A 19,547-nucleotide genomic window follows, 5' to 3' on the forward strand; every position below is an offset into this window, starting at 1 on the left:
ATGAATAGAAGAAAGCGATTTTTAAAAGAATAGACATACGTCATTTTTTCGCGCGGGGGAGCCTTATGCAGAAGTATTTTCAATTGAAATCTGAAACAGGGGCCTTTCATCTTTTTTCCAAGGAACACATTTTCACATTGTTGATCATCGGATTGCTGGGGGCGGGCGTGATCGTATTCCGGAAAAAGCTCAACCAGAGCCGTATGATCCGCTATGTACTATTCATTCTCCTTGCCGTGTCGCAGATCAGCTATCATATATGGCTGCTTTGTCATCATGCCTGGTCGCTGAAAACAGCTCTGCCGCTGCAGCTGAGCGACCTTTCCGTCTATTTGGCGATGCTGATGGTCATGACAAAAAGCAAAAAGCTATTCGCCTTCCTCTATTTTGCCGGTTTGGGCAGCGCCGTACAGGCGATGGCAACACCTGATTTAGGGGCGTATTCTTTCCCGCATTTTCGATACATCGTGTTTTTCGTCTCCCACGGCTGTGTTTTTCTTACCTGTCTATTCATGGCCGCTTCAGAAAGGTACAGGCCGTCGGCGCGCGGGCTGTGGGTGTCGGTGCTGATCGTAAATCTGTACGGGGCGTGTGTCTTTTTTATTGATCGTGTGCTGAATGCAAATTATCTATATTTAATGAAAAAACCGAAGACCGCTTCGCTTCTGAATGTTTTCGGACCTTGGCCGTGGTATCTTCTATCAATGGAAGCGGCGGTGATATTGAGCTTTTTCATTCTGTATATGCCGTTTTGGCTGCTGAGGAAAAGAGCATGAAGCCGGGCTGTTTTTGCGAATCCGATTATTTGTAATTTTTTCAACATTCCGGCATTATTTTTTTCAGATTCTGATGTTGAAAAAAGACGTCCGCGGCGATAGAATGAATGTGCTATGATAACGTGATCGATACGGAGCCGCGGCTTGCGGTTTCCGTTTTTTCATGGGGTTTTTTATAGAGAGAGGGGGATCGGTATGCCGCGCGCTTTGAAGATATTAATCATCGGAATGTTTATCAATGTGACGGGCGCATCTTTTTTGTGGCCGCTGAATACGATCTATATTCATAATCATTTAGGGAAATCGCTGACTGTTGCGGGGATTGTTCTGATGCTGAATTCCGGGGCCAGTGTGGCGGGGAATTTATGCGGCGGATTTTTGTTTGATAAAATCGGCGGATTCAAATCCATTATGCTGGGCATTATGATCACATTGGCAAGTCTTCTCGGACTCGTTCTGTTTCACCAATGGCCCGTTTATATTTGGCTGCTCATCATTGTCGGCTTCGGTTCCGGTATCGTGTTTCCGGCCAGTTACGCCATGGCGGGAGCGGTATGGAAAGAAGGCGGGCGGAGAGCTTTTAATGCGATTTATGTAGCTCAGAACGCAGGTGTCGCCGTGGGCTCGGCACTCGGCGGGATGGTTGCGGCGTACTCGTTTACGTACGTGTTTTTAGCCAATGCTTTGCTGTATGTGCTGTTTTTCCTTATCGTATTTTTCGGGTTTCGAAATATCAAAACCGGAAATGCGAGCCAGGTTTCTGTTCTGGACTACGAGCCTGTCAGCAGCAGAACGAAATTTACGGCGCTTCTCATATTGAGCGGCGGGTATGTTCTCGGGTGGATTGCCTATTCGCAGTGGTCCACAACCGTTGCGTCACATACTCAAAGCATCGGTATGCCGCTTTCATTATACAGTGTGCTCTGGACCGTAAACGGAATATTAATTGTCGCCGGACAGCCTCTCATAGGAGCTGTTCTGAAAAAATGGTCCGGCGCGTTAAAAACGCAGATGGTCATCGGCTTTTGTATTTTTATCGTTTCGTTCGGCGTGCTTCTTAGCGCCAAGCAATTTCCGATGTACCTCACCGCAATGGTGATTTTAACCGTCGGAGAAATGCTTGTCTGGCCTGCCGTGCCTACCATTGCCAATCAGCTTGCGCCTAAGGGGAAAGAAGGGTTTTACCAAGGATTTGTCAACAGTGCGGCGACGGGCGGCAGAATGATCGGGCCGCTCCTTGGCGGCGTGCTGGTTGATCAGTACGGCATGAGCGTGCTGCTGTTGATCCTGATGGTGCTTCTTGTTGTCAGCATCGCAGCGACGGTGCTGTACGACAAACGCCTGAAAACCGTTAATAAACAAAACGTCCAAGTGCGATGACGACATAAAAAATCCCGCTGTTTCGGCGGGATTTTTTTGTTTATACGACCGGAAGCACGTTGACGGCGTCCTTAACGTTTAAATACGTCTTTAATGAAGAAAAGCTGGCATCAAGCTGATTCATTCTCATGGCGAGGGAAGGCTTGATCCCGGTGATAATCAGTTCTGTGCCGATTAATTTAAGCAGGTGGTGCAATTTGAAAATCCGGTCTGCCGTCTGTTCGTTTACCTCGGCCAAACCTGATAAGTCTATAATTAAGTAATCATCTTTAGATGCGGTTAATATGTCCGTCAAAGTTGTCACAATTGAATCAAATCGTTCTTCCGTTAAGTTTCCCACTAACGGCAAGGCGGAGATGCCGTTTCGGATCGGAACAATCGGTGTTGACAGCGTCGTGATTTCTGTGAGGGAATCCTCCAGGAGCTTTTCGTATTCTTTCTGCTCTGTAATGTCTTTTTGAAAACCGACAAAATAGAGCTTGTCTTCAACATACAGAGGATCAATGTTGAGTTCATTCCAAAACGGGGTGCCGTCTTTTTTGACATTTTTCAGCCGCACCGTGATCTTTTCTTTCTGGTTTAAGCTCTTTCTTATTTTCGCGACTTGTTGACGGTCGGTTTCTTTGCTTTGCAGAAATCTGCAGTTCTTACCTAATATCTCTTCGGAAGCGTAGCCTGTCATATCCATAAATCCCTGATTTGTATATATGATGGGATTGTCCTCAAGAGAGGGGTCTGTAATCACCACGCCGATGCGTGCGTGATCAAGCGCCTTTTTGATAAGCTCCAGCTGCTCCAGTTTTCCGGATACATTTGAGTCAGCCATGTAAAACCCCCTTTTGGCCGTAAAGCTGCGCGCTTTTTTCAGCCGTTGTTTCTCCCCTTTTTAAATGAATCTACAGTAACCGTAGCATAACATATGTTCTGATTCAAGCAGCCGAAGTTTGCAATTTGTCATTCGGGCTTGTCCTCATATACACTGAATATATAAGGGGAAGGCACATCATCGCTAAGTAAGTGACTAGGTCATTGTCACTGGGTGAAAAATGAATCTAATGCATCAAGCTTACCGATCATGTGTTCACATATAATGGAAGAAACAAGCTTTTTACTTTCCTGCTCAATCGCCGGTATGTAGATATCGAAAATCATCGTATTCGTAAGGGGGCTGGATGGCCTGAAGTCGCTTTACTAAATAAGGGCTTTAGGAAGGTGATGAAGATGCTGCATCAGGTAATAATTGCTTGTGTAATTGGAGGCATCATGGGGGTTCTCGGTCATGTGAAAAAGAGAGGCAGGCTGGAGAAACCCAGAATGACAAAGCGGTTTATCTATCTCGGTTTTTTGGAAGATGGTTTTATCGGAATGGCTGCTTCCATCTTACTTGTCTTATCCGCGGACCCCGATTCAGGAATTCAACTCGTCATCTTATCCATAATCGCAGGCTACGGCGGAGAAGCTGTTCTCAGGAGCTTTGATTTTGTCAGAGAACAAAACAGTGATTCGGCCGAAGCAAAACCACACCAGCAAAAAAATCCTCCATCAAAATAATATCCCCGCTCACGACCCGTTCCGGGTACATTCCCATTGTATACAAACCTGCTTGCACTTATGAACAGAATTCTATAAAATACAGGTAAGATTACGGTAGCGATAAGAACAGTGAAGAGGAGCAGTAAGAAGCAGATTTCGCACTCAGAGAGTTGACGGCCGGTGCAAGTCAATCAAGTCTGTTTCCGAACTCGCCTCAGAGTTGCAGCGGCAAAACCGCTGACGCATAACTGCGTTAAAAGTATCAAGTGAGTGCGGCTTAAAACCGCGCTAACGAGGGTGGTACCGCGGGAAACAAAAATCTCTCGTCCCTTTTAGGGATGAGGGAGTTTTTTTTAGTTTTAGAATAATCTGAATATAATCTTCCTCATCCCGTCAATACTTGGACTACATACGCCGTATTCAATCAGAAGGAGGTTTTTACGTTGAGTTTTCAACACGAAAAAATAGAAAAGAAATGGCAGAATTACTGGTTGGATCATAAAACGTTCGCCGTCAGTGAAGAGAATGACAAGCCGAAGTTTTACGCGCTTGACATGTTTCCGTATCCTTCAGGAGCCGGCCTTCATGTCGGACATCCGGAGGGCTATACGGCAACCGATATCCTTTCTCGCATGAGACGCATGCAAGGGTACAATGTGCTTCATCCGATGGGATGGGACGCATTCGGGCTTCCTGCCGAGCAATACGCGCTTGACACGGGAAATGATCCGGCTGAGTTCACAAAACAAAATATAGATAATTTCCGCCGCCAGATCCAATCACTCGGATTTTCTTATGATTGGGATCGTGAAATCAATACGACTGATCCGGACTATTACAAGTGGACGCAGTGGATCTTCACCAAGCTGTACGAAAAAGGGCTCGCATACGTAGACGAAGTGCCGGTCAACTGGTGCCCGGCGCTCGGAACGGTGCTTGCGAACGAAGAAGTCATTGACGGCAAAAGCGAGCGGGGCGGCCATCCGGTTGAACGCCGCCCGATGAGACAATGGATGCTGAAAATCACCGCTTATGCGGACAGGCTTCTTGAAGATTTAGAAGAACTTGACTGGCCGGAAAGCATTAAAGACATGCAGCGCAACTGGATCGGACGCTCAGAAGGCGCAAACGTGCATTTCGCGATCGACGGCACTGATGACACGTTTACGGTGTTTACGACAAGACCGGACACGCTGTTCGGCGCGGCTTATGCCGTACTGGCTCCTGAGCATGAGCTTGTGGAGGCCATCACGACGCCTGAACAAAAAGAAGCGGTAGACGCTTATGTTAAAGAAGTTCAGGCGAAAAGTGACCTGGAACGGACGGATCTTGCGAAAACAAAAACGGGCGTCTTCACAGGTGCATATGCCGTAAACCCTGCAAACGGGGAAAAGCTGCCGATCTGGATAGCGGATTATGTCCTCGCCTCTTACGGAACGGGCGCTGTAATGGCCGTGCCGGCGCATGACGAACGTGATTTTGAATTCGCCAAAGTGTTCAGCCTGCCTGTCAAAGAAGTCGTAAAAGGCGGAAACACGGAAGAAGAAGCGTACACGGGAGACGGAGAACATGTCAATTCCGGCTTTCTGAACGGACTGAATAAAGCGGAAGCGATTGAAAAAATGATCGCCTGGCTTGAAGAAACGAAAAACGGTGAGAAGAAAGTGACATACCGTCTGCGTGACTGGCTGTTCAGCCGCCAGCGCTATTGGGGCGAGCCGATTCCGGTCATTCATTGGGAAGACGGCACGTCAACAGCCGTTCCGGCGGAAGAGCTGCCGCTGATTCTGCCGAAAACCGATGAGATCAAACCGAGCGGAACAGGTGAATCACCGCTTGCCAACATTAAAGAGTGGGTGGAAGTCACTGATCCTGAAACGGGCAGAAAAGGCAGAAGAGAAACGAACACGATGCCGCAATGGGCGGGAAGCTGCTGGTATTTCCTCCGCTTTATCGACCCGAAAAATCCGGATCAGCTCGCTTCACCTGAGAAACTGGATAAATGGCTGCCCGTTGATATTTACATCGGAGGGGCGGAGCATGCCGTGCTTCACCTTCTGTACGCTCGTTTCTGGCATAAATTCCTCTATGATATCGGTGTCGTGCCGACGAAAGAACCGTTCCAAAAGCTGTATAACCAAGGGATGATTCTCGGGGAAAACAATGAAAAAATGAGTAAATCCCGCGGAAACGTCGTCAATCCGGATGAAATTGTGGCGTCTCACGGAGCAGATACGCTTCGCCTGTACGAAATGTTTATGGGGCCGCTTGACGCATCTATCGCCTGGTCTGAATCAGGCCTTGACGGAGCGCGCCGCTTCCTTGACCGCGTATGGCGTTTGTTTATCGAGGAAAACGGCGAGCTGACGGGCAAAGTGACAGAAGGCGCGGGCGAAACTCTTGAGCGCGTCTATCATGAAACGGTCATGAAAGTGACAGAAAACTTCGAAGCCCTTCGTTTTAACACGGGTATTTCTCAGCTGATGGTGTTCATTAATGAAGCTTACAAAGCGAATGAACTGCCGAGAGAATATATCGAAGGTTTTGTGAAGCTGCTTTCTCCTGTTGCGCCGCATTTGGCGGAAGAACTGTGGGAAAAACTCGGCCACGAAGGTTCGATAGCATACGAGGCTTGGCCTGCTTATGACGAATCAAAACTGGTGGACGATGAAGTGGAAATCGTCGTCCAGCTGAACGGAAAAGTAAAAGCGAAATTAATGGTTCCGGCTGATGCTGATAAAGCAGCGTTAGAACAGCTCGCACAAGCTGACGAAAAAGTAAAAGAGCAGCTTGAAGGAAAAACGATCCGAAAAATTATTGCCGTACCGGGCAAGCTTGTCAATATCGTGGCAAACTGACCGGACGAAGCCCCTCTCCTACAGAGAGGGGCTTTTTTATCAGGCCTCTATCATAGAAATTGCACCGCGGGCTTTGGTATACTTAACACCATAAAGATGAATGGGAGTGTCACGCATTGAAAATAAATGAAATCAGCACAGCCGCACTGGAAGAAAAATTAAAAGCGGGAGAAGAGCTGTATCTGATTGATGTCAGAGAAGACGAAGAAGTTGCCGAAGGAATGATTCCGGAGGCCGTTCATATCCGCATGGGGGACATCCCTGAGAAGATGGATGCGTTAGACAAGGACAAGGAATATGTATTTATCTGCCGTTCCGGAAAAAGAAGCATGAACGTTTGTATGTATTTACATGAGCAGGGCTTCCGTACAGTTAATGTTGAAGGCGGCATGCTGGAGTGGGAAGGCGAAACAAAGCCGAAGAAATAACGCTTTGAAGTGAAAGAAGAAAAGGGACGTGCGTCTTTTTCTTCTTTTTTTATAAAAAAACGGGAGGCGAATCAGGTGAAACCGATGATCCGCGCGATGAAAACAAACGATATCAAACAGGTCCGGCAAGTCGCAGAACGCAGCTGGCATCATACGTATGAAGGGATTATTCCCAGACACATTCAGGATCAGTTTCTCGAATCCGCCTATCAGGATGAGATGATGGAACGCCGGCTCTTGCATTCTTTGTTCTTTGTGGCGGAAGAAGAGGGGCGAGTGCTCGGTTTTGCAAATGCCATCCCGGTTCAAAAAGACGGAAATGCGGAGCTGACCGCCATCTATATTGATCCGGATTGCCAGAGAAGCGGGATAGGCACGGCACTTCTTAAAGAATGCATCAGGCAGTCCGGCGGGGTAAAAAAGCTTTATGTCCATGCAGAAAAAGAGAACCGCATCGCCTTATCCTTTTATCAAGCGAAAGGGTTTCAAAGGGTATGTGAATTTGAAGAAGATTTTAAAGGACACACCTTACAGACGGTCAAACTGGTGCTGAACATATAAAAGCGTCCGGCCCGCCCAGGACCGGATCGCGAATGATCAGTGATAAGCCGGAAGCCGATCTTTGTGCGCTTCAAATAAGTCATCGCACAAAGAGATGATGTCATTCATGGAAAGCTCGGCGCTCGTATGCGGATCAAGCATGGCCGCTTGATATACGGCTTCCTTTTTTAGTGTAACGGCCGCTTCGATGGTTAAAAGCTGTGTGTTGATGTTTGTTCTGTTGAGCGCCGCGAGCTGCTCCGGAAGTTCGCCGGAATAGCACGGCATAATTTGGTTTTTAACGGCGGCGCACGGCACTTCAACGACCGCTTTCGCCGGCAGATTCGGTATCAGCCCGGTATTCAGCACATTGCCGCCGAATGTGAACGGACGGCCCGTCTCCATCGCTTCTATAATTCTCGAACCGTATTCTTTCGAGCGTTCATGCGTCAGGTTTTGGTTGTTGATGATCCCGTCTCTCATCGTTTCCCAGTTTTTGATTTGTTCCGCGCATCTCCTCGGATATTCATCAAGCGGAATTTGGAGTTCATCTATCAGCTCCGGATACCGGCTTTTTATAAAATACGGGTGATATTCGGCATTATGCTCAGATGATTCCGTCACGTAGCAGCCGAATTTATCCATCAGCTCAAACCGCACCATGTCCTTATGTTTCGTCTTTTGTTTTTCGCGTGCCCGTCTTTTAATTTCCGGATATAAATCAATTCCGTCTTTTTTAATCTCCAAAAGCCAAGCCATATGGTTGATGCCGGCAATGCGTTCTTCCGTACCTTCGTGATCCATGCCGAGTGAGTCGAACAGATCTTTGGTACAGACCTGGACGCTGTGGCACAGGCCGACCGTTTTGACATTTGTATGTCTGAGCATCGCTCCGGTCAGAGAGGCCATCGGATTTGTATAGTTTAACAGCCACGCATCCGGGCAGACCTCTTCCATGTCTTTTGCAATGTCAAATAAAACGGGGATGGTGCGGAGGGAACGGAAAATGCCGCCTATTCCGACGGTATCGGCAATCGTCTGGCGGAGACCGTACCGCTTCGGGATGTCAAAGTCAATGACCGTCGCGGGTTTATAGCCTCCGACCTGAATGGCGTTTATCACATAGCCGGCGTGTGTAAGCGCCTGTTTTCGGTCATCGTAGGAGATGATGGATATACTCGGATTGTAGCGGTCTCTCATGTTTTCCAGCATGAGCTGAGATTCTTTCAGCCGTACAGCGTCAATATCATAAAGCGCGAATTCAAATCCGTTTAATGCTTCAGTCAGTAAACAGTCCCCCAATACATTTTTTGCGAAAATCGTGCTCCCCGCTCCGATAAACGTAATTTTCTTCAACAGAAATTCCTCCCTTTTCTTCTCAGCCTTTGACCGCCCCGGAGGACAGCCCTGAGATAAAATATTTTTGAAGCGCCAAAAACAATACGACCATCGGCAGCATCGCCATAATTGCGGCTGCGGCGACTAAGTGAAGATTGTTCGCGTTTTCGCCGAAGAACCCCGCCATGGCCACGGTCAATGTCTGCACCTTTTGATCTTGTAAAAAGAAAATCGCAAATTGGTAATCGTTCCAGATAAACACGCAGGAAATAATGCAGACCGTTGCGGTAATCGGTTTCAACAAAGGAAACACGATTGTATAAAAAGTCCTGATCAATCCCGCGCCGTCCATCTTGGCGGCTTCCTCAAGTTCTTTCGGAATGGAAGAGCGGATAAACCCTGAATATAAGAAAACGGTCAGCGGCATATATGCAGCCGTATTAATGAGAATGGCTGCGGCATGCGTATTGACCAGCCCCGCATCAGCGACCATCTTGTATAAAGGAACCATGGAAGTCAAAGGCGGGATAATCATGATGGAAATCAAAAGGCCGAAGACGATTTTGTTCAGCTTTGTATTTCTTCTAGCGAGCGGGTATGCGGCAAGCGAACCCATGAAAATTAGCAAGGCGGCGGAAACGGCTGTAATAATGATCGTGTTCAGAAAGGATTGCCCGAGAGAGGCACGCTCCCATGCTTCACGAAAATTCTGAAATGAAAAGGCGGATGGCAGCGACCATTTTGAACTGTAGTCTCCTTTTGCTTTTAATGACGTGGTCAGCAAAATATAAAAGGGGACAATATGAACGCACGAGATAACGGCGGCCAACAGCGTAAAAATCCGCATTCGGGCTGTTTTCATGACATTTCCGTCTCCTTTCGCTTGAAATACACGAGAGCCGAAAAGCTGATGACAAGAATAATGACGGACATAAATACGCCTTGGGCGGCGGCATATCCCGCATCCTGCCGTTTAAAATATAAATCATACATAAACGTCGACATCGATTGAGAGGAATTGCCCGGCCCGCCTGCGGTCAGAGCGAAAATGACATCAAACAGCTTCAGCCCGCCGATGATATTGATGACCATGTTGATGGTGACAGCCGGCATCAATAATGGCAGGGTGATGGTGAAAAACGGCTGAAGACCTCCCGCGCCATCCATTTTTGCAGCTTCATAATAATCTTTCGGAATGCTTTGCAGCCCCGCCAAATATACAATCATCGCAATGCCTGCGTATTGATACGTGTTAATCATGACGATAATCCACGGGTTTGCCGCAGGGCTTGCCAAGGCGTTGACAGGACCGATTCCCAGTGCGCCCAGTACATCATTCAGCGCACCCCCGTCATATGAGAAAATAAAATACCAAATGTATCCCATAATCAGCGGACTGATAATGACGGGCAGGTAGACGATCGTTCTTGTGAGCGCCTTCATTTTTAAGCTCTGATTCAAAAGCAGCGCATATAAAAGTCCGAGCATATTCTGAAAAAAAGTGCTTCCGATGCCGTAAAGCAAAGTGTTTTTCACAATAAGCCACGTGTCCGGATCTGTAAAAAGCCTTTTATATTGAGTGACCCCCACCCATTGATAGGTCTGTGAGAAGCCGTTCCAGTTTGTGAATGTGATAAAAGCGCCTTTGACAAACGGAAAAATCATGAAAATAAAAACCGTGGCAAGAGCGGGAACGTACATCCACCACAGTGACGCGGGTTTTACCGGCTTTTGATGCTGAAATCCTTGGGTTTCTCTTGCAAGATCACTCATTCTTTGTCAGCTCCTTGTGAATCAGATTGAAGACGGAGCCGCTTATATTCCCTGCCGAGTTTCGCCGAAACTTCCGCGGGGGTTAAGATATCGGCCGTCAGCTCCTGCCCGGCTGTCCCCATCACATCCCACATTCCGTTCGGCAAATAAAGGCGGTCAAAATAAGGCTGCACCTTAATATGCTGATAGCGCTTATAGTCATTTGCGTAGAAAATGTCCGTTTGCACATTCACTAATCCGGCCGGAAGCGAGGTCGCTTCGGCAATTGATTTCGCATGCTCGGGACGGGCCATAAATGCGATGAACTGTTTCGCTTCTTCAAGCCGCGGGGAATCCTTGAATGCCGCCAGCGTGTAACGTTCGCCTCCGATCCAAACCGGCGCGTCTCCCTTGTGGACGGCCGGGGTCGGTATGATGCCGACTTTTACCTTCGGATTGATTTGAGCGACGTCTTGGCCGAGGGTGCCGCCCTGCAGCGTAAAGGCGATTTTGTTTTGCGCCATCAGTTCAATGAGCTGGGACCGTTTTGCCGTCACGGCATCTATATTGAGCAGGCTTTCCTTTTGCATCTCTTTCAGTTTGTCAGATAAATAGGTGAAGTGTGTCCAGCGGAAGGTTCCGTTTAACAGCTGTTTTTTGTAACGGTGTGCGGGATCTGTGATGAGAAGCGGTGCGGCGAATTGATCGTAATATTGGGCAAATGAGCTTTTCTCATAGCCGGCAAACCAGAAGGGGGTGACTGTTCCGCCGCTTTTTTCTTTAATCTGTCTCAGTGCCTTCATAAAATCATCCATTGTTTCCGGCGGTTTGATTCTGTATTTTTCCAACATTGTGCGGTTGTAGGCCAGTCCGTCCTTTGCCTGATTCAGAGGGAAGGCGTATATTCTGCCTTTGGCGTCTTTGAGCATGCTGTTTAAATTCGGATCGAGCCGCTTCGTCCAAGACATGCCGCTGAGGTCGGCGGTATATTCTCCGTAGCGGATTTTAGCCCAGCCGTGTGTGTCGAAAAGATCGGGCATGTCACCGGCTGCCATTCTGACCCTCATCATATTTTCGTAGTCATTGCCTGGGAAATGAACGTTTACTTGAATGTCCGGATGTTCTTTTTGGAATGAATCAGCCAACTTTCTGAATACGGCGCGTTCGCTGTCTGAGGATATTGTGGAATAGACTGTCAATGTTTTCTGCTTTTCTCCGGCGCCGCTCTGTTCTGCCGAGCAGCCGGGTAGTATCATGCAAGTAAAAGAAAGAAACAAAGCCAGTAAGCGTTTCATCTTTTCCTCCTTTAAATATGATATAAACGCTGGGGGACATGTCACCTCCTTTCTTGTGAGCCGCAGCTTTGTCTGACAATCAATGAAGTGGGGAGCGTCACGGCCAGCGGGACGGTTCTGCCGTTTAAACGGTCGAGAAGCAATTTGACACCCGTCCGGCCCATCTCTTCCGTGTATACTTTTACCGTTGATAACGGCGTGCTGGCGTATTCTGCCTCATCAATTCCGTTGAAGCTGACAATTGCCGTATCGCGCGGGACTTGAAGGCCGGCTTCCTGCAAGGCTTTTAAAGCGCCGACAGCCATCGAATCACTTGCGATAAAAAAGGCATCGGGGAGACTTCCGCCTTTGATGGCTTCATTCATCAGCCGGAACCCTTCGTGCATGCTGTATTCGCCGATCAGTACATGCTCCGGCCCGGCGCCGGCCATTTGTAAGAAAGCGGTCAAACGCTTATCCTCAATCGTTTTATTGCTGTTTACACCGTCTATGACGGTATGCTCCCGCTCCCGGCCGCCGATATAACCGAGCCGCTGATAACCGAGCGACAGAAGATGTTCGATCGCCTTTTGCGCTGCGGCATAAAAATCCACGCTGACGGAATCGTAGCGGGCGGGATCGGGGGTGCCGTTAACAAATACCGCGTGCCTGAAAGCGGCGCTGATATTCGTAAGCACCTCGTCTTGCAGGCTGCCGATTACGATCACGCCGTCCAGTTCGTGAAACATATGCTCTTGAAAAGAACCGAGATGGATAGAAGATGTGATAAAAACTTTTTGCCGAAAGCATTCTTCCTCAATGCCTTTTCGGATCGCTGAAAAATAAGGATCCTGCCGTTCTTCTTCCGGTGACAGGCAGCTGACAACGCCGATCAGGGGGGCTGAATCGCTGCGGCTGCGGTTCTTCCGTTTTTTTGCCGACGGCTGATAGCCCAGCTCATCGGCGATCCTCAGAACTTTTTCTCTTGTTTCATCAGTCACGGCCAAAGAGTCATCCTTATTCAAAATTCTCGATACTGTCGCGCTGGATACAGATGCCTGTAAGGCAATATCTTTGAGACGGACCATTTCGCATCTCCTTTTTACTAAATATTTACTAAACAGAAATGACCTGGTTATTGTTAAAATGATATTATCATATGTTAGTAAGCGTTTTCAATACCTATTTTTGGTTACTTTTAGTAAAAATCAGTAAAAAAGAAAATCTGTTTTTCTCTATCATATTTCAATTGAACCGGAATAAATTGATAGAGAAAGGAGAGGGTGATGTGCTGAAGATAGCTGTTTTTGATGAGGAGCATGAAAAGGATCTGCAGACTGAAGTCAATACATTTTTAAAGGGGATTTCTGATGAACAGCTCGTTGATATTAAATATACGGTAGCGGCGGCCTGTGATCCTGAAGGTGAGCAGCTTTATTGTTTTTCCGCTCTGATTTTATACCGAAAATAAAAAAGCCCGGATGAAATACCGGGCTTTTTTATGCATTATGCTTTTTTGACGCGGGGACTTCTCGGTTTTTGGTATTTCTCCGCTTGTTTGATTCCTTTTCTTTCGCTCGCTAATGACTTGTACAGAGACACGATCATCAGAAGGATCACGACTGAAAACGGAACCGCGGCGAGAATAGCCGTATTTTGCAGTGCGGCCAGACCACCGGAATATAATAATACAGCTGCCACGGCGGACTGGATGACGCCCCAGATGATTTTCACCCGGTTTGACGGGTCCAAAGAGCCGTAAGACGTTTGCATTCCAAGCACAAATGTCGCTGAATCCGCTGATGTAATAAAGAATACAGCAATCAGAATAAGCGTTAATACGGATGTCACCATTGTCAGCGGATAGTGGCTGAGTGCGCCGAACAGCATCGTATCCGTTGACATTCCCGCGACATTGAATACGCCTTTCTGCTGAAGATCCATCGCGGATACACCGAAAATCGCAAACCATAAGAAAGCCAATATACAAGGTGTCACCAACACCCCGATTAAAAATTCCCGGATCGTCCGGCCCCTTGATACACGGGCGATAAAAATGCCGACAAACGGCGACCAGGATATCCACCAGGCCCAATAGAAAATGGTCCAGCTGTTAATCCATTCGCGTTTTTGGGGATCATTCGGAGACAAGCGAAAGCTCATCTGCACGATATTTTGGATGTATTGGCCGATAGAATCGGTAAATGAGTTCATAATCAGCACCGTCGGGCCTGCAATGAGCATAAAGATCATTAAAATACCCGCGAGCGCCATGTTGGTATTGCTTAAGTATTTAATCCCTTTGCCGATTCCGCTCCACGCAGAAATCAAAAATAACACGGTCACGACAGCGATCAGGATAAGCTGAATGGAAAATGTTTTCGGAATGCCGAATAAATAATGCAGACCGCCGTTGATCTGAGTCGCTCCGAGCCCTAAGCTTGTCGCCACACCGACAACGGTCGCAAACACCGCGATACAGTCAATTGCTTTGCCGATCGGGCCGTTTACTTTATCGCCCAAAAGCGGTGTCAGAGTGCTGCTGATCAAACCGGGCGCGTCTTTTCTGAATTGAAAATAAGCGATACATAAAGCGACGACCGCATAGATGGCCCAAGCGTGCAGTCCCCAGTGGAAAAACGTGTACCGGAGCGCATCACGAAATGCTTGGGGTGTTTCTGTTTCACCTGAGGGAGAGCTGATGGCGTAATGGCTGATCGGTTCCGCAGCCCCGTAAAATACCAAACCGATTCCCATGCCCGCGCTGAAAAGCATGGCAAACCATGATAATAAGCCGAATTCCGGTTTTTCCCCGGGTTTTCCGAGTTTTATTGTGCCGATCGGACTCACAATGAGAAAGAGACAGAAACCGACAAATATAGAAACGACCAGCAGATAATACCAGCCGAAAGAATCCGTAATAAATTTTTGTGCCGTATCAGTGACTTGCTGCAGGCTGTCAGGAGAAATGGCCCCCCATAAAACCGCAGCTGCTGTGATGACAATCACAATCCAAAAAACACTGGAGATGTTCTTCTTCAAACGTTCTCACCCTCTGACTATTTTTTTCAATACGCCATTTTTTTAGTATGGTCGCACGATTGCAGATCATTCCTTTCTTCCTGTTCCCTCAATCAGGTGAAACAAAACGCAGAAAACTGTATCATGTTTTTGGTCAATTATCAACGGGGACGCTCAGGTAAATGCGCTTTAAACCATTTACAGCGAGCGTGAGAAACGTCCTGCATTCAAACCGGCGAGACGCCCCGTGACAAAGGCTGAAGTGATATTGTAGCCCCCGGTATAACCGTGAATGTCGAGTATTTCTCCGCAAAAATATAAGCCTTCCATTTTTTTAGACGCCATTTGTTTCGGCTCAATCTCTTTTACGGAAACACCTCCGCCTGTGACAAACGCTTTGTCCAAAGAAAGCGTTCCGTCAGCGGCAACCGTAAATTGTTTGCAGTCTTTGACAAAAGCCCTGAATTGATCCTTCGGCAGTTCCGTAAAGCTTGTCTGCGGATCAAGACCGTTCCGTTCCAGAAGAAAAAGCAGATACCGTTCCTGCATCCACGGCTTCAGCGCGTTTTTGAGCGCTTTTTTCGGTGCGTCTTTCAGTTCCTTGTGCATCTTTTGAAATAACTCTTCCTCGTTGATGCCGGGAAACAGATCGATGCGTAATTTGACATCGGGCTGCTTTTTCAGTTCTTTGACGACAAACTGGCTGCAGCGGAGAATGGCGGGGCCTGACAAGCCGAAATGGGTAAACAGCATGTCCATCACGTGTGTGACAATAGGTTTGCCTTTTTTATTCAGGACGCTGACGGCCGCGTTTCTAAGGGACAGCCCCTGAAGTGTTTTTTGTTTAATAAACGGTTCTGACGACGTAACCGGCACTTCCGTCGGAAAGAGTTCGGTCACGGTATGACCGGCCGCTTCCGCCCATGCATAGCCGTCTCCGGTGCTGCCGGTATGCGGGACTGATTTTCCGCCGACCGCGATAATGACGGCGTCTGCGTTAATGTGTTCGTCATTGTTTGTCGTAATGCCCGCTGTCCTGCCGTTCTCGTACCGCACCTCTTTGATTTTTTCATTTGTGCGGATGGTGACATTCAGTTGTTTTAATCGGTTCAAAAGCGCATCGACAACGCTTTGCGCTTTGTCCGTCACCGGGAACATGCGCCCGTGGTCTTCTTCTTTCAGCTGAATGCCGAGTTTTTCAAAAAAGGCGATGATATCTTCATTATTAAATTCGGAAAACGCGCTGTATAAAAAGCGGCCGTTGCCGGGGATGTGTTTAATGATTTCTTCAACAGGGAGGCGGTTGGTCACGTTGCAGCGCCCGCCGCCGGAAATCGCCAGCTTCCGTCCCAGCTTGTTTCCTTTATCGATTAATAATACGTCCGCCCCTTCTTCGCCTGCCGCAATCGCAGCCATTAAACCGGACGGGCCGCCGCCGATTACAATTACGTCATAATGTTTCATATTTCATCAACAACTTTCTTTTTCACGTATAATAGGCGGAAATGTCCGCTTCCTGCTATTATAGCGAAAGAAGGGGATTCCTTAAACGTATTTTGTTTTTAAGAGCTTTCCCAAAAAGTTTCCCGCTGTAATTATTACCGTCTAATTGCCCAGTTGTGTTAAAATAGAAAAGTTGAATCTTCGTAGAAAATGGTGATGAGGAAACATGTCAAGCAAATTGTTAAGGGGCACGTTCGTGCTGACGCTCGGCACCTATATATCGCGGATTTTAGGGATGATTTATCTGATCCCGTTCGGAGCGATGGTCGGAGCGACGGGCGGAGCTTTGTTTCAATACGGATATAATCAATATACACTGTTTTTAAACATTGCCACGATGGGATTTCCCGCCGCGGTTTCAAAATTTGTCTCGAAATATAACTCCAAAGGAGACTATGAGACGAGCAGGCGGATGCTGAGAGCGGGAATGTCGGTTATGCTCGTAACCGGGATGATCGCTTTTTCAATTCTTTATATTTCGGCGCCGTTTTTTGCGGAAACATCTCTCGGCGGCACGAGTAACAACGGACTTACGATTGACCACGTCGTTTATGTCATCCGGATGGTCAGTCTGGCACTTTTGGTCGTGCCGATTATGAGCCTTGTGCGCGGTTTTTTCCAAGGTCATCAGATGATGGGGCCCACAGCCGTTTCACAGGTTGTGGAGCAGCTTGCCCGGATCATCTTTTTATTGGGCGCAACGTATTTGATTTTAAGAGTGATCAACGGAGGCCTTGTCATCGCAGTCGGATACGCGACTTTCGCGGCGCTGATCGGATCATTCGGAGGGCTTGTCGTCCTTTATATTTACTGGAATAAGCGGAAGGGCGATCTTCTGGCGATGAAGCCGAATCTCGTCCCGTCTGCGAACTTAAGTTATAAAAAAATGTTCATTGAGCTTTTCAGTTATGCCGCTCCTTACGTATTTGTCGGACTGGCGATTCCTTTGTATTCATATATCGATACGAATACGTTTAATAAAGCGATGATCGCGGCGGGCCATAAGGATATCAGCCAGGACATGCTTGCGATTGTCACCCTTTATGTGCCGAAGCTTGTGATGATCCCGGTTTCTCTGGCGACCGCTTTCGGTCTGACGCTGATTCCGACGATTACTGAATCGTTTACGAGCAGGAATTATAAGCTTTTGAATCAGCAGATTAACCAGACGATGCAAATCATTCTGTTTTTGGTTATTCCCGCCGTTGTCGGGATGTCCGTGTTATCGGGTCCGGCCTATACGTTCTTCTACGGCTCTGAAAGTCTTCGCCCGGATATCGGACAGGATATATTGTTCTGGTACGCGCCTGTCGCGATTCTGTTTTCTCTGTTTACCGTAAACGCCGCGATCCTGCAAGGGATTAATAAGCAGAAATTTGCTGTCGTGAGCCTTTTCATCGGCGTCATTATAAAAGTGGTGCTGAACGTGCCGCTGATCAAGCTGTTTCAGGGAGACGGGGCCATCTTGGCAACGGCGCTCGGTTATATCGCTTCTCTTCTGTACGGTTTTATCATGATTAAGCGCCATGCGGGCTATTCGTATACGGTACTTATAAAACGGGTCATTTTAATCGCAGTCCTGTCCGTCGTGATGGGAGTCGCGGTCAAGCTGACTCAATGGCTGCTCAGTTTCTTTGTAACATACCAAAGCGGCCAGGTGCATGCGGCGATTGTCGTCTTTGTCTGCGCCGCTGTCGGCGGTGCGGTGTACATGTTTGCCGCGTACCGAATCGGATTTTTACAGAAAATGTTTGGAAACCGTCTGCCCCGCGTTTTGAGGAGAGGCAGGCATTCCGCCCATTGAGAAATAATGAATAGTCCGCTTATCGCGGGCTTTTCTTTTTAAAGGAGAGGATCAGGATGAGACTTGATAAGCTGCTTGCCAACAGCGGATTCGGCTCAAGAAAAGATGTGAAAAAAATCGTCAAGGCCGGGGCTGTCATGATTGACGGAGAGCCGGCGAAAGATGTGAAAACCCATGTCGATCCGGAAAAACAGGACATCACGGTATACGGAGAGCCGGCAGACTATCGTGAATTTATTTATGTCATGATGAATAAGCCGCAAGGAGTGCTGTCCGCTACAGAAGACAGCCGCCAGCAAACGGTGGTTGATCTGCTGACGCCTGAAGAACAGCGATTTGAACCGTTTCCGGCGGGACGTCTTGATAAGGATACGGAAGGCTTTTTGCTTCTCACCAATGACGGGCAGCTCGCTCATCGCCTGCTTTCTCCGAAAAAGCATGTGCCTAAAACATATGAGGTCCGGTTAACTTCACCTCTGTCACCGGAAGACATCGTTCATCTGGAAAGAGGCGTCGTCATTGAAGGAGGCTATAAGACGAAGCCGGCAGCCGTTGAAATCATTACAGAAAGCCCGGATGAAACGGTGATTCACTTGACCATTACAGAAGGCAAATATCACCAGGTGAAGCTGATGGCAAAGGCTGTCGGAAATGAAGTGGCTTATTTGAAGCGGCTTTCGATGGGGGCTGTTTCTCTTGACCCGGATCTTAAACCGGGAGAATTCCGCGAGCTGACTGAAGAGGAGCTCGAAACGCTGAGAGGCGCAGAAGTGTAATCGATATCAGAAAAGCCCAAAACAGATTTGTTTTGGGCTTTTTATATAGAGGAACAAAAAACAAGGCAAAGACGCTGCTTTGCCTTGCAGCATGTCAGGCCGAAAAGGGCCTTATGTAATTGTTCGCTTAAGATGTAATTTTCACTTTTTTTCGTGTTGTCTCCCACTTGCCTCGGCTAGGACTATGAACAAGATCATTGTATGCTAACACATTTAAGTCTCGCTGAATGGTTCTAGGTGTAATGCCGAATTCATCAACCAGTTCCTGTGTTGTCACAAGGCCTTTTTCCTGGATGAACATGTAAACTGATTTAATCCGAGTCAGCATACGATTTGTTGAAGGTTTCAAAAAACCACTCCCTATCATAAGATCGGATGGACTTGATATACCACAACTTTCGACTCTAAAACTTCGTACGAATAAGCAACAAAGGATGACATTCTGTTTTTTTTCTCTTTTAACTGCCTCCATTATACACGATATGGACGACATGAATCTAGGAATAAGCGCAGATAATTTTTTCCAAATGGGTGCAGCCTTGGTGCATTACTATGTCCGGACCG

18 protein-coding genes and 1 other annotated feature are annotated in these 19,547 nt (G+C 47.6%); of the genes, 9 read left to right on the plus strand and 9 right to left on the minus strand.

The window, feature by feature from the left end; translation table 11 throughout:
* Positions 1–65 precede the first annotated feature (65 nt).
* Both C5I45_RS05455 and C5I45_RS05460 read left to right on the plus strand, forming a co-directional pair.
* Positions 66–776: a YwaF family protein gene (locus tag C5I45_RS05455; protein ID WP_025853358.1), complete on the plus strand. Its 711-nt coding sequence runs from the start codon at positions 66–68 to the stop codon at positions 774–776.
* Positions 777–971: 195 nt separating this feature from the next.
* Complete coding sequence (locus tag C5I45_RS05460) at positions 972–2,156, plus strand: MDR family MFS transporter (RefSeq protein WP_014305612.1); 1,185 nt, start codon at positions 972–974, stop codon at positions 2,154–2,156.
* 40 nt (positions 2,157–2,196) lie between these two features.
* Here C5I45_RS05460 and C5I45_RS05465 read toward each other — a convergent pair whose 3' ends face one another.
* Positions 2,197–2,982: a YtvA family blue-light photoreceptor gene (locus C5I45_RS05465; RefSeq protein ID WP_107994263.1), complete on the minus strand. Its 786-nt coding sequence runs from the start codon at positions 2,980–2,982 to the stop codon at positions 2,197–2,199.
* A gap of 389 nt (positions 2,983–3,371) precedes the next feature.
* Between C5I45_RS05465 and C5I45_RS05470 the strand changes: the two genes are divergently transcribed.
* The 4 genes from C5I45_RS05470 (at position 3,372) to C5I45_RS05485 (ending at position 7,536) form a co-directional block, all read left to right on the plus strand.
* Positions 3,372–3,707: a DUF4257 domain-containing protein gene (locus tag C5I45_RS05470; protein ID WP_015418038.1), complete on the plus strand. Its 336-nt coding sequence runs from the start codon at positions 3,372–3,374 to the stop codon at positions 3,705–3,707.
* 102 nt (positions 3,708–3,809) lie between these two features.
* Positions 3,810–4,023: a binding site (T-box leader), on the plus strand.
* A 109-nt stretch (positions 4,024–4,132) separates the two neighbouring features.
* Positions 4,133–6,547, plus strand: coding sequence for a leucine--tRNA ligase (gene leuS / locus C5I45_RS05475; RefSeq protein WP_003152297.1), 2,415 nt, complete (start codon positions 4,133–4,135; stop codon positions 6,545–6,547).
* Positions 6,548–6,663: 116 nt separating this feature from the next.
* Positions 6,664–6,975 carry a rhodanese-like domain-containing protein gene (locus tag C5I45_RS05480; RefSeq protein ID WP_003152299.1) on the plus strand — a complete coding sequence of 104 codons (312 nt, stop codon included), beginning with the start codon at positions 6,664–6,666 and terminating at the stop codon, positions 6,973–6,975.
* 84 nt (positions 6,976–7,059) lie between these two features.
* Positions 7,060–7,536 carry a GNAT family N-acetyltransferase gene (locus C5I45_RS05485; RefSeq protein WP_226565934.1) on the plus strand — a complete coding sequence of 159 codons (477 nt, stop codon included), beginning with the start codon at positions 7,060–7,062 and terminating at the stop codon, positions 7,534–7,536.
* Between the two features lie 36 nt (positions 7,537–7,572).
* Here C5I45_RS05485 and melA read toward each other — a convergent pair whose 3' ends face one another.
* Genes melA through C5I45_RS05510 form a run of 5 tightly spaced genes read right to left on the minus strand, consistent with a single transcriptional unit; the run spans position 7,573 to position 12,967 of the window.
* Positions 7,573–8,871, minus strand: a complete 1,299-nt coding sequence (gene melA / locus C5I45_RS05490) for an alpha-galactosidase MelA (protein WP_003152304.1) — start codon at positions 8,869–8,871, stop codon at positions 7,573–7,575.
* Positions 8,872–8,893: 22 nt separating this feature from the next.
* Positions 8,894–9,715 (minus strand): carbohydrate ABC transporter permease, encoded by an 822-nt coding sequence (locus C5I45_RS05495; protein WP_025853350.1) that lies wholly within the window; start codon positions 9,713–9,715, stop codon positions 8,894–8,896.
* Positions 9,712–10,626, minus strand: coding sequence for a carbohydrate ABC transporter permease (locus tag C5I45_RS05500; protein ID WP_003152306.1), 915 nt, complete (start codon positions 10,624–10,626; stop codon positions 9,712–9,714). The genes C5I45_RS05495 and C5I45_RS05500 overlap by 4 nt, the downstream gene beginning before the upstream one ends.
* A complete protein-coding gene (locus C5I45_RS05505) occupies positions 10,623–11,900 on the minus strand; it encodes an ABC transporter substrate-binding protein (protein WP_015387831.1) in 1,278 nt (425 codons plus the stop codon). The genes C5I45_RS05500 and C5I45_RS05505 overlap by 4 nt, the downstream gene beginning before the upstream one ends.
* Positions 11,901–11,941: 41 nt before the next feature.
* A complete protein-coding gene (locus tag C5I45_RS05510; RefSeq protein WP_060387103.1) occupies positions 11,942–12,967 on the minus strand; it encodes a LacI family DNA-binding transcriptional regulator in 1,026 nt (341 codons plus the stop codon).
* A 200-nt stretch (positions 12,968–13,167) separates the two neighbouring features.
* Between C5I45_RS05510 and C5I45_RS05515 the strand changes: the two genes are divergently transcribed.
* A complete protein-coding gene (locus C5I45_RS05515; protein WP_003152309.1) occupies positions 13,168–13,350 on the plus strand; it encodes a sporulation protein Cse60 in 183 nt (60 codons plus the stop codon).
* 35 nt (positions 13,351–13,385) lie between these two features.
* On the opposite strand, the gene opuD is transcribed toward C5I45_RS05515, so the two are convergent.
* Together opuD and C5I45_RS05525 are read right to left on the minus strand one after the other, a co-directional pair.
* Entirely contained in the window at positions 13,386–14,921 is a 1,536-nt protein-coding gene (gene opuD / locus C5I45_RS05520) for a glycine betaine transporter OpuD (protein ID WP_003152310.1), read from the minus strand.
* Between the two features lie 177 nt (positions 14,922–15,098).
* Positions 15,099–16,364, minus strand: coding sequence for a BaiN/RdsA family NAD(P)/FAD-dependent oxidoreductase (locus C5I45_RS05525; protein WP_003152311.1), 1,266 nt, complete (start codon positions 16,362–16,364; stop codon positions 15,099–15,101).
* 205 nt (positions 16,365–16,569) lie between these two features.
* Here C5I45_RS05525 and C5I45_RS05530 point away from each other — a divergent pair, with 205 nt between their 5' ends.
* On the plus strand, positions 16,570–18,207 hold the full coding sequence (locus C5I45_RS05530; protein ID WP_003152313.1) for a putative polysaccharide biosynthesis protein: 1,638 nt from the start codon (positions 16,570–16,572) through the stop codon (positions 18,205–18,207).
* A 56-nt stretch (positions 18,208–18,263) separates the two neighbouring features.
* Positions 18,264–18,983, plus strand: a complete 720-nt coding sequence (locus tag C5I45_RS05535; protein WP_007408795.1) for a pseudouridine synthase — start codon at positions 18,264–18,266, stop codon at positions 18,981–18,983.
* 127 nt (positions 18,984–19,110) lie between these two features.
* Here the strand turns inward: C5I45_RS05535 and C5I45_RS05540 are convergent, their stop codons facing one another.
* Entirely contained in the window at positions 19,111–19,332 is a 222-nt protein-coding gene (locus tag C5I45_RS05540) for a DeoR family transcriptional regulator (protein ID WP_003152337.1), read from the minus strand.
* Between the last annotated feature and the right edge of the window lie 215 nt (positions 19,333–19,547).

The sequence above is a fragment of the Bacillus sp. ZY-1-1 genome, assembly GCF_003047165.1.
Taxonomy (GTDB): domain Bacteria; phylum Bacillota; class Bacilli; order Bacillales; family Bacillaceae; genus Bacillus; species Bacillus velezensis.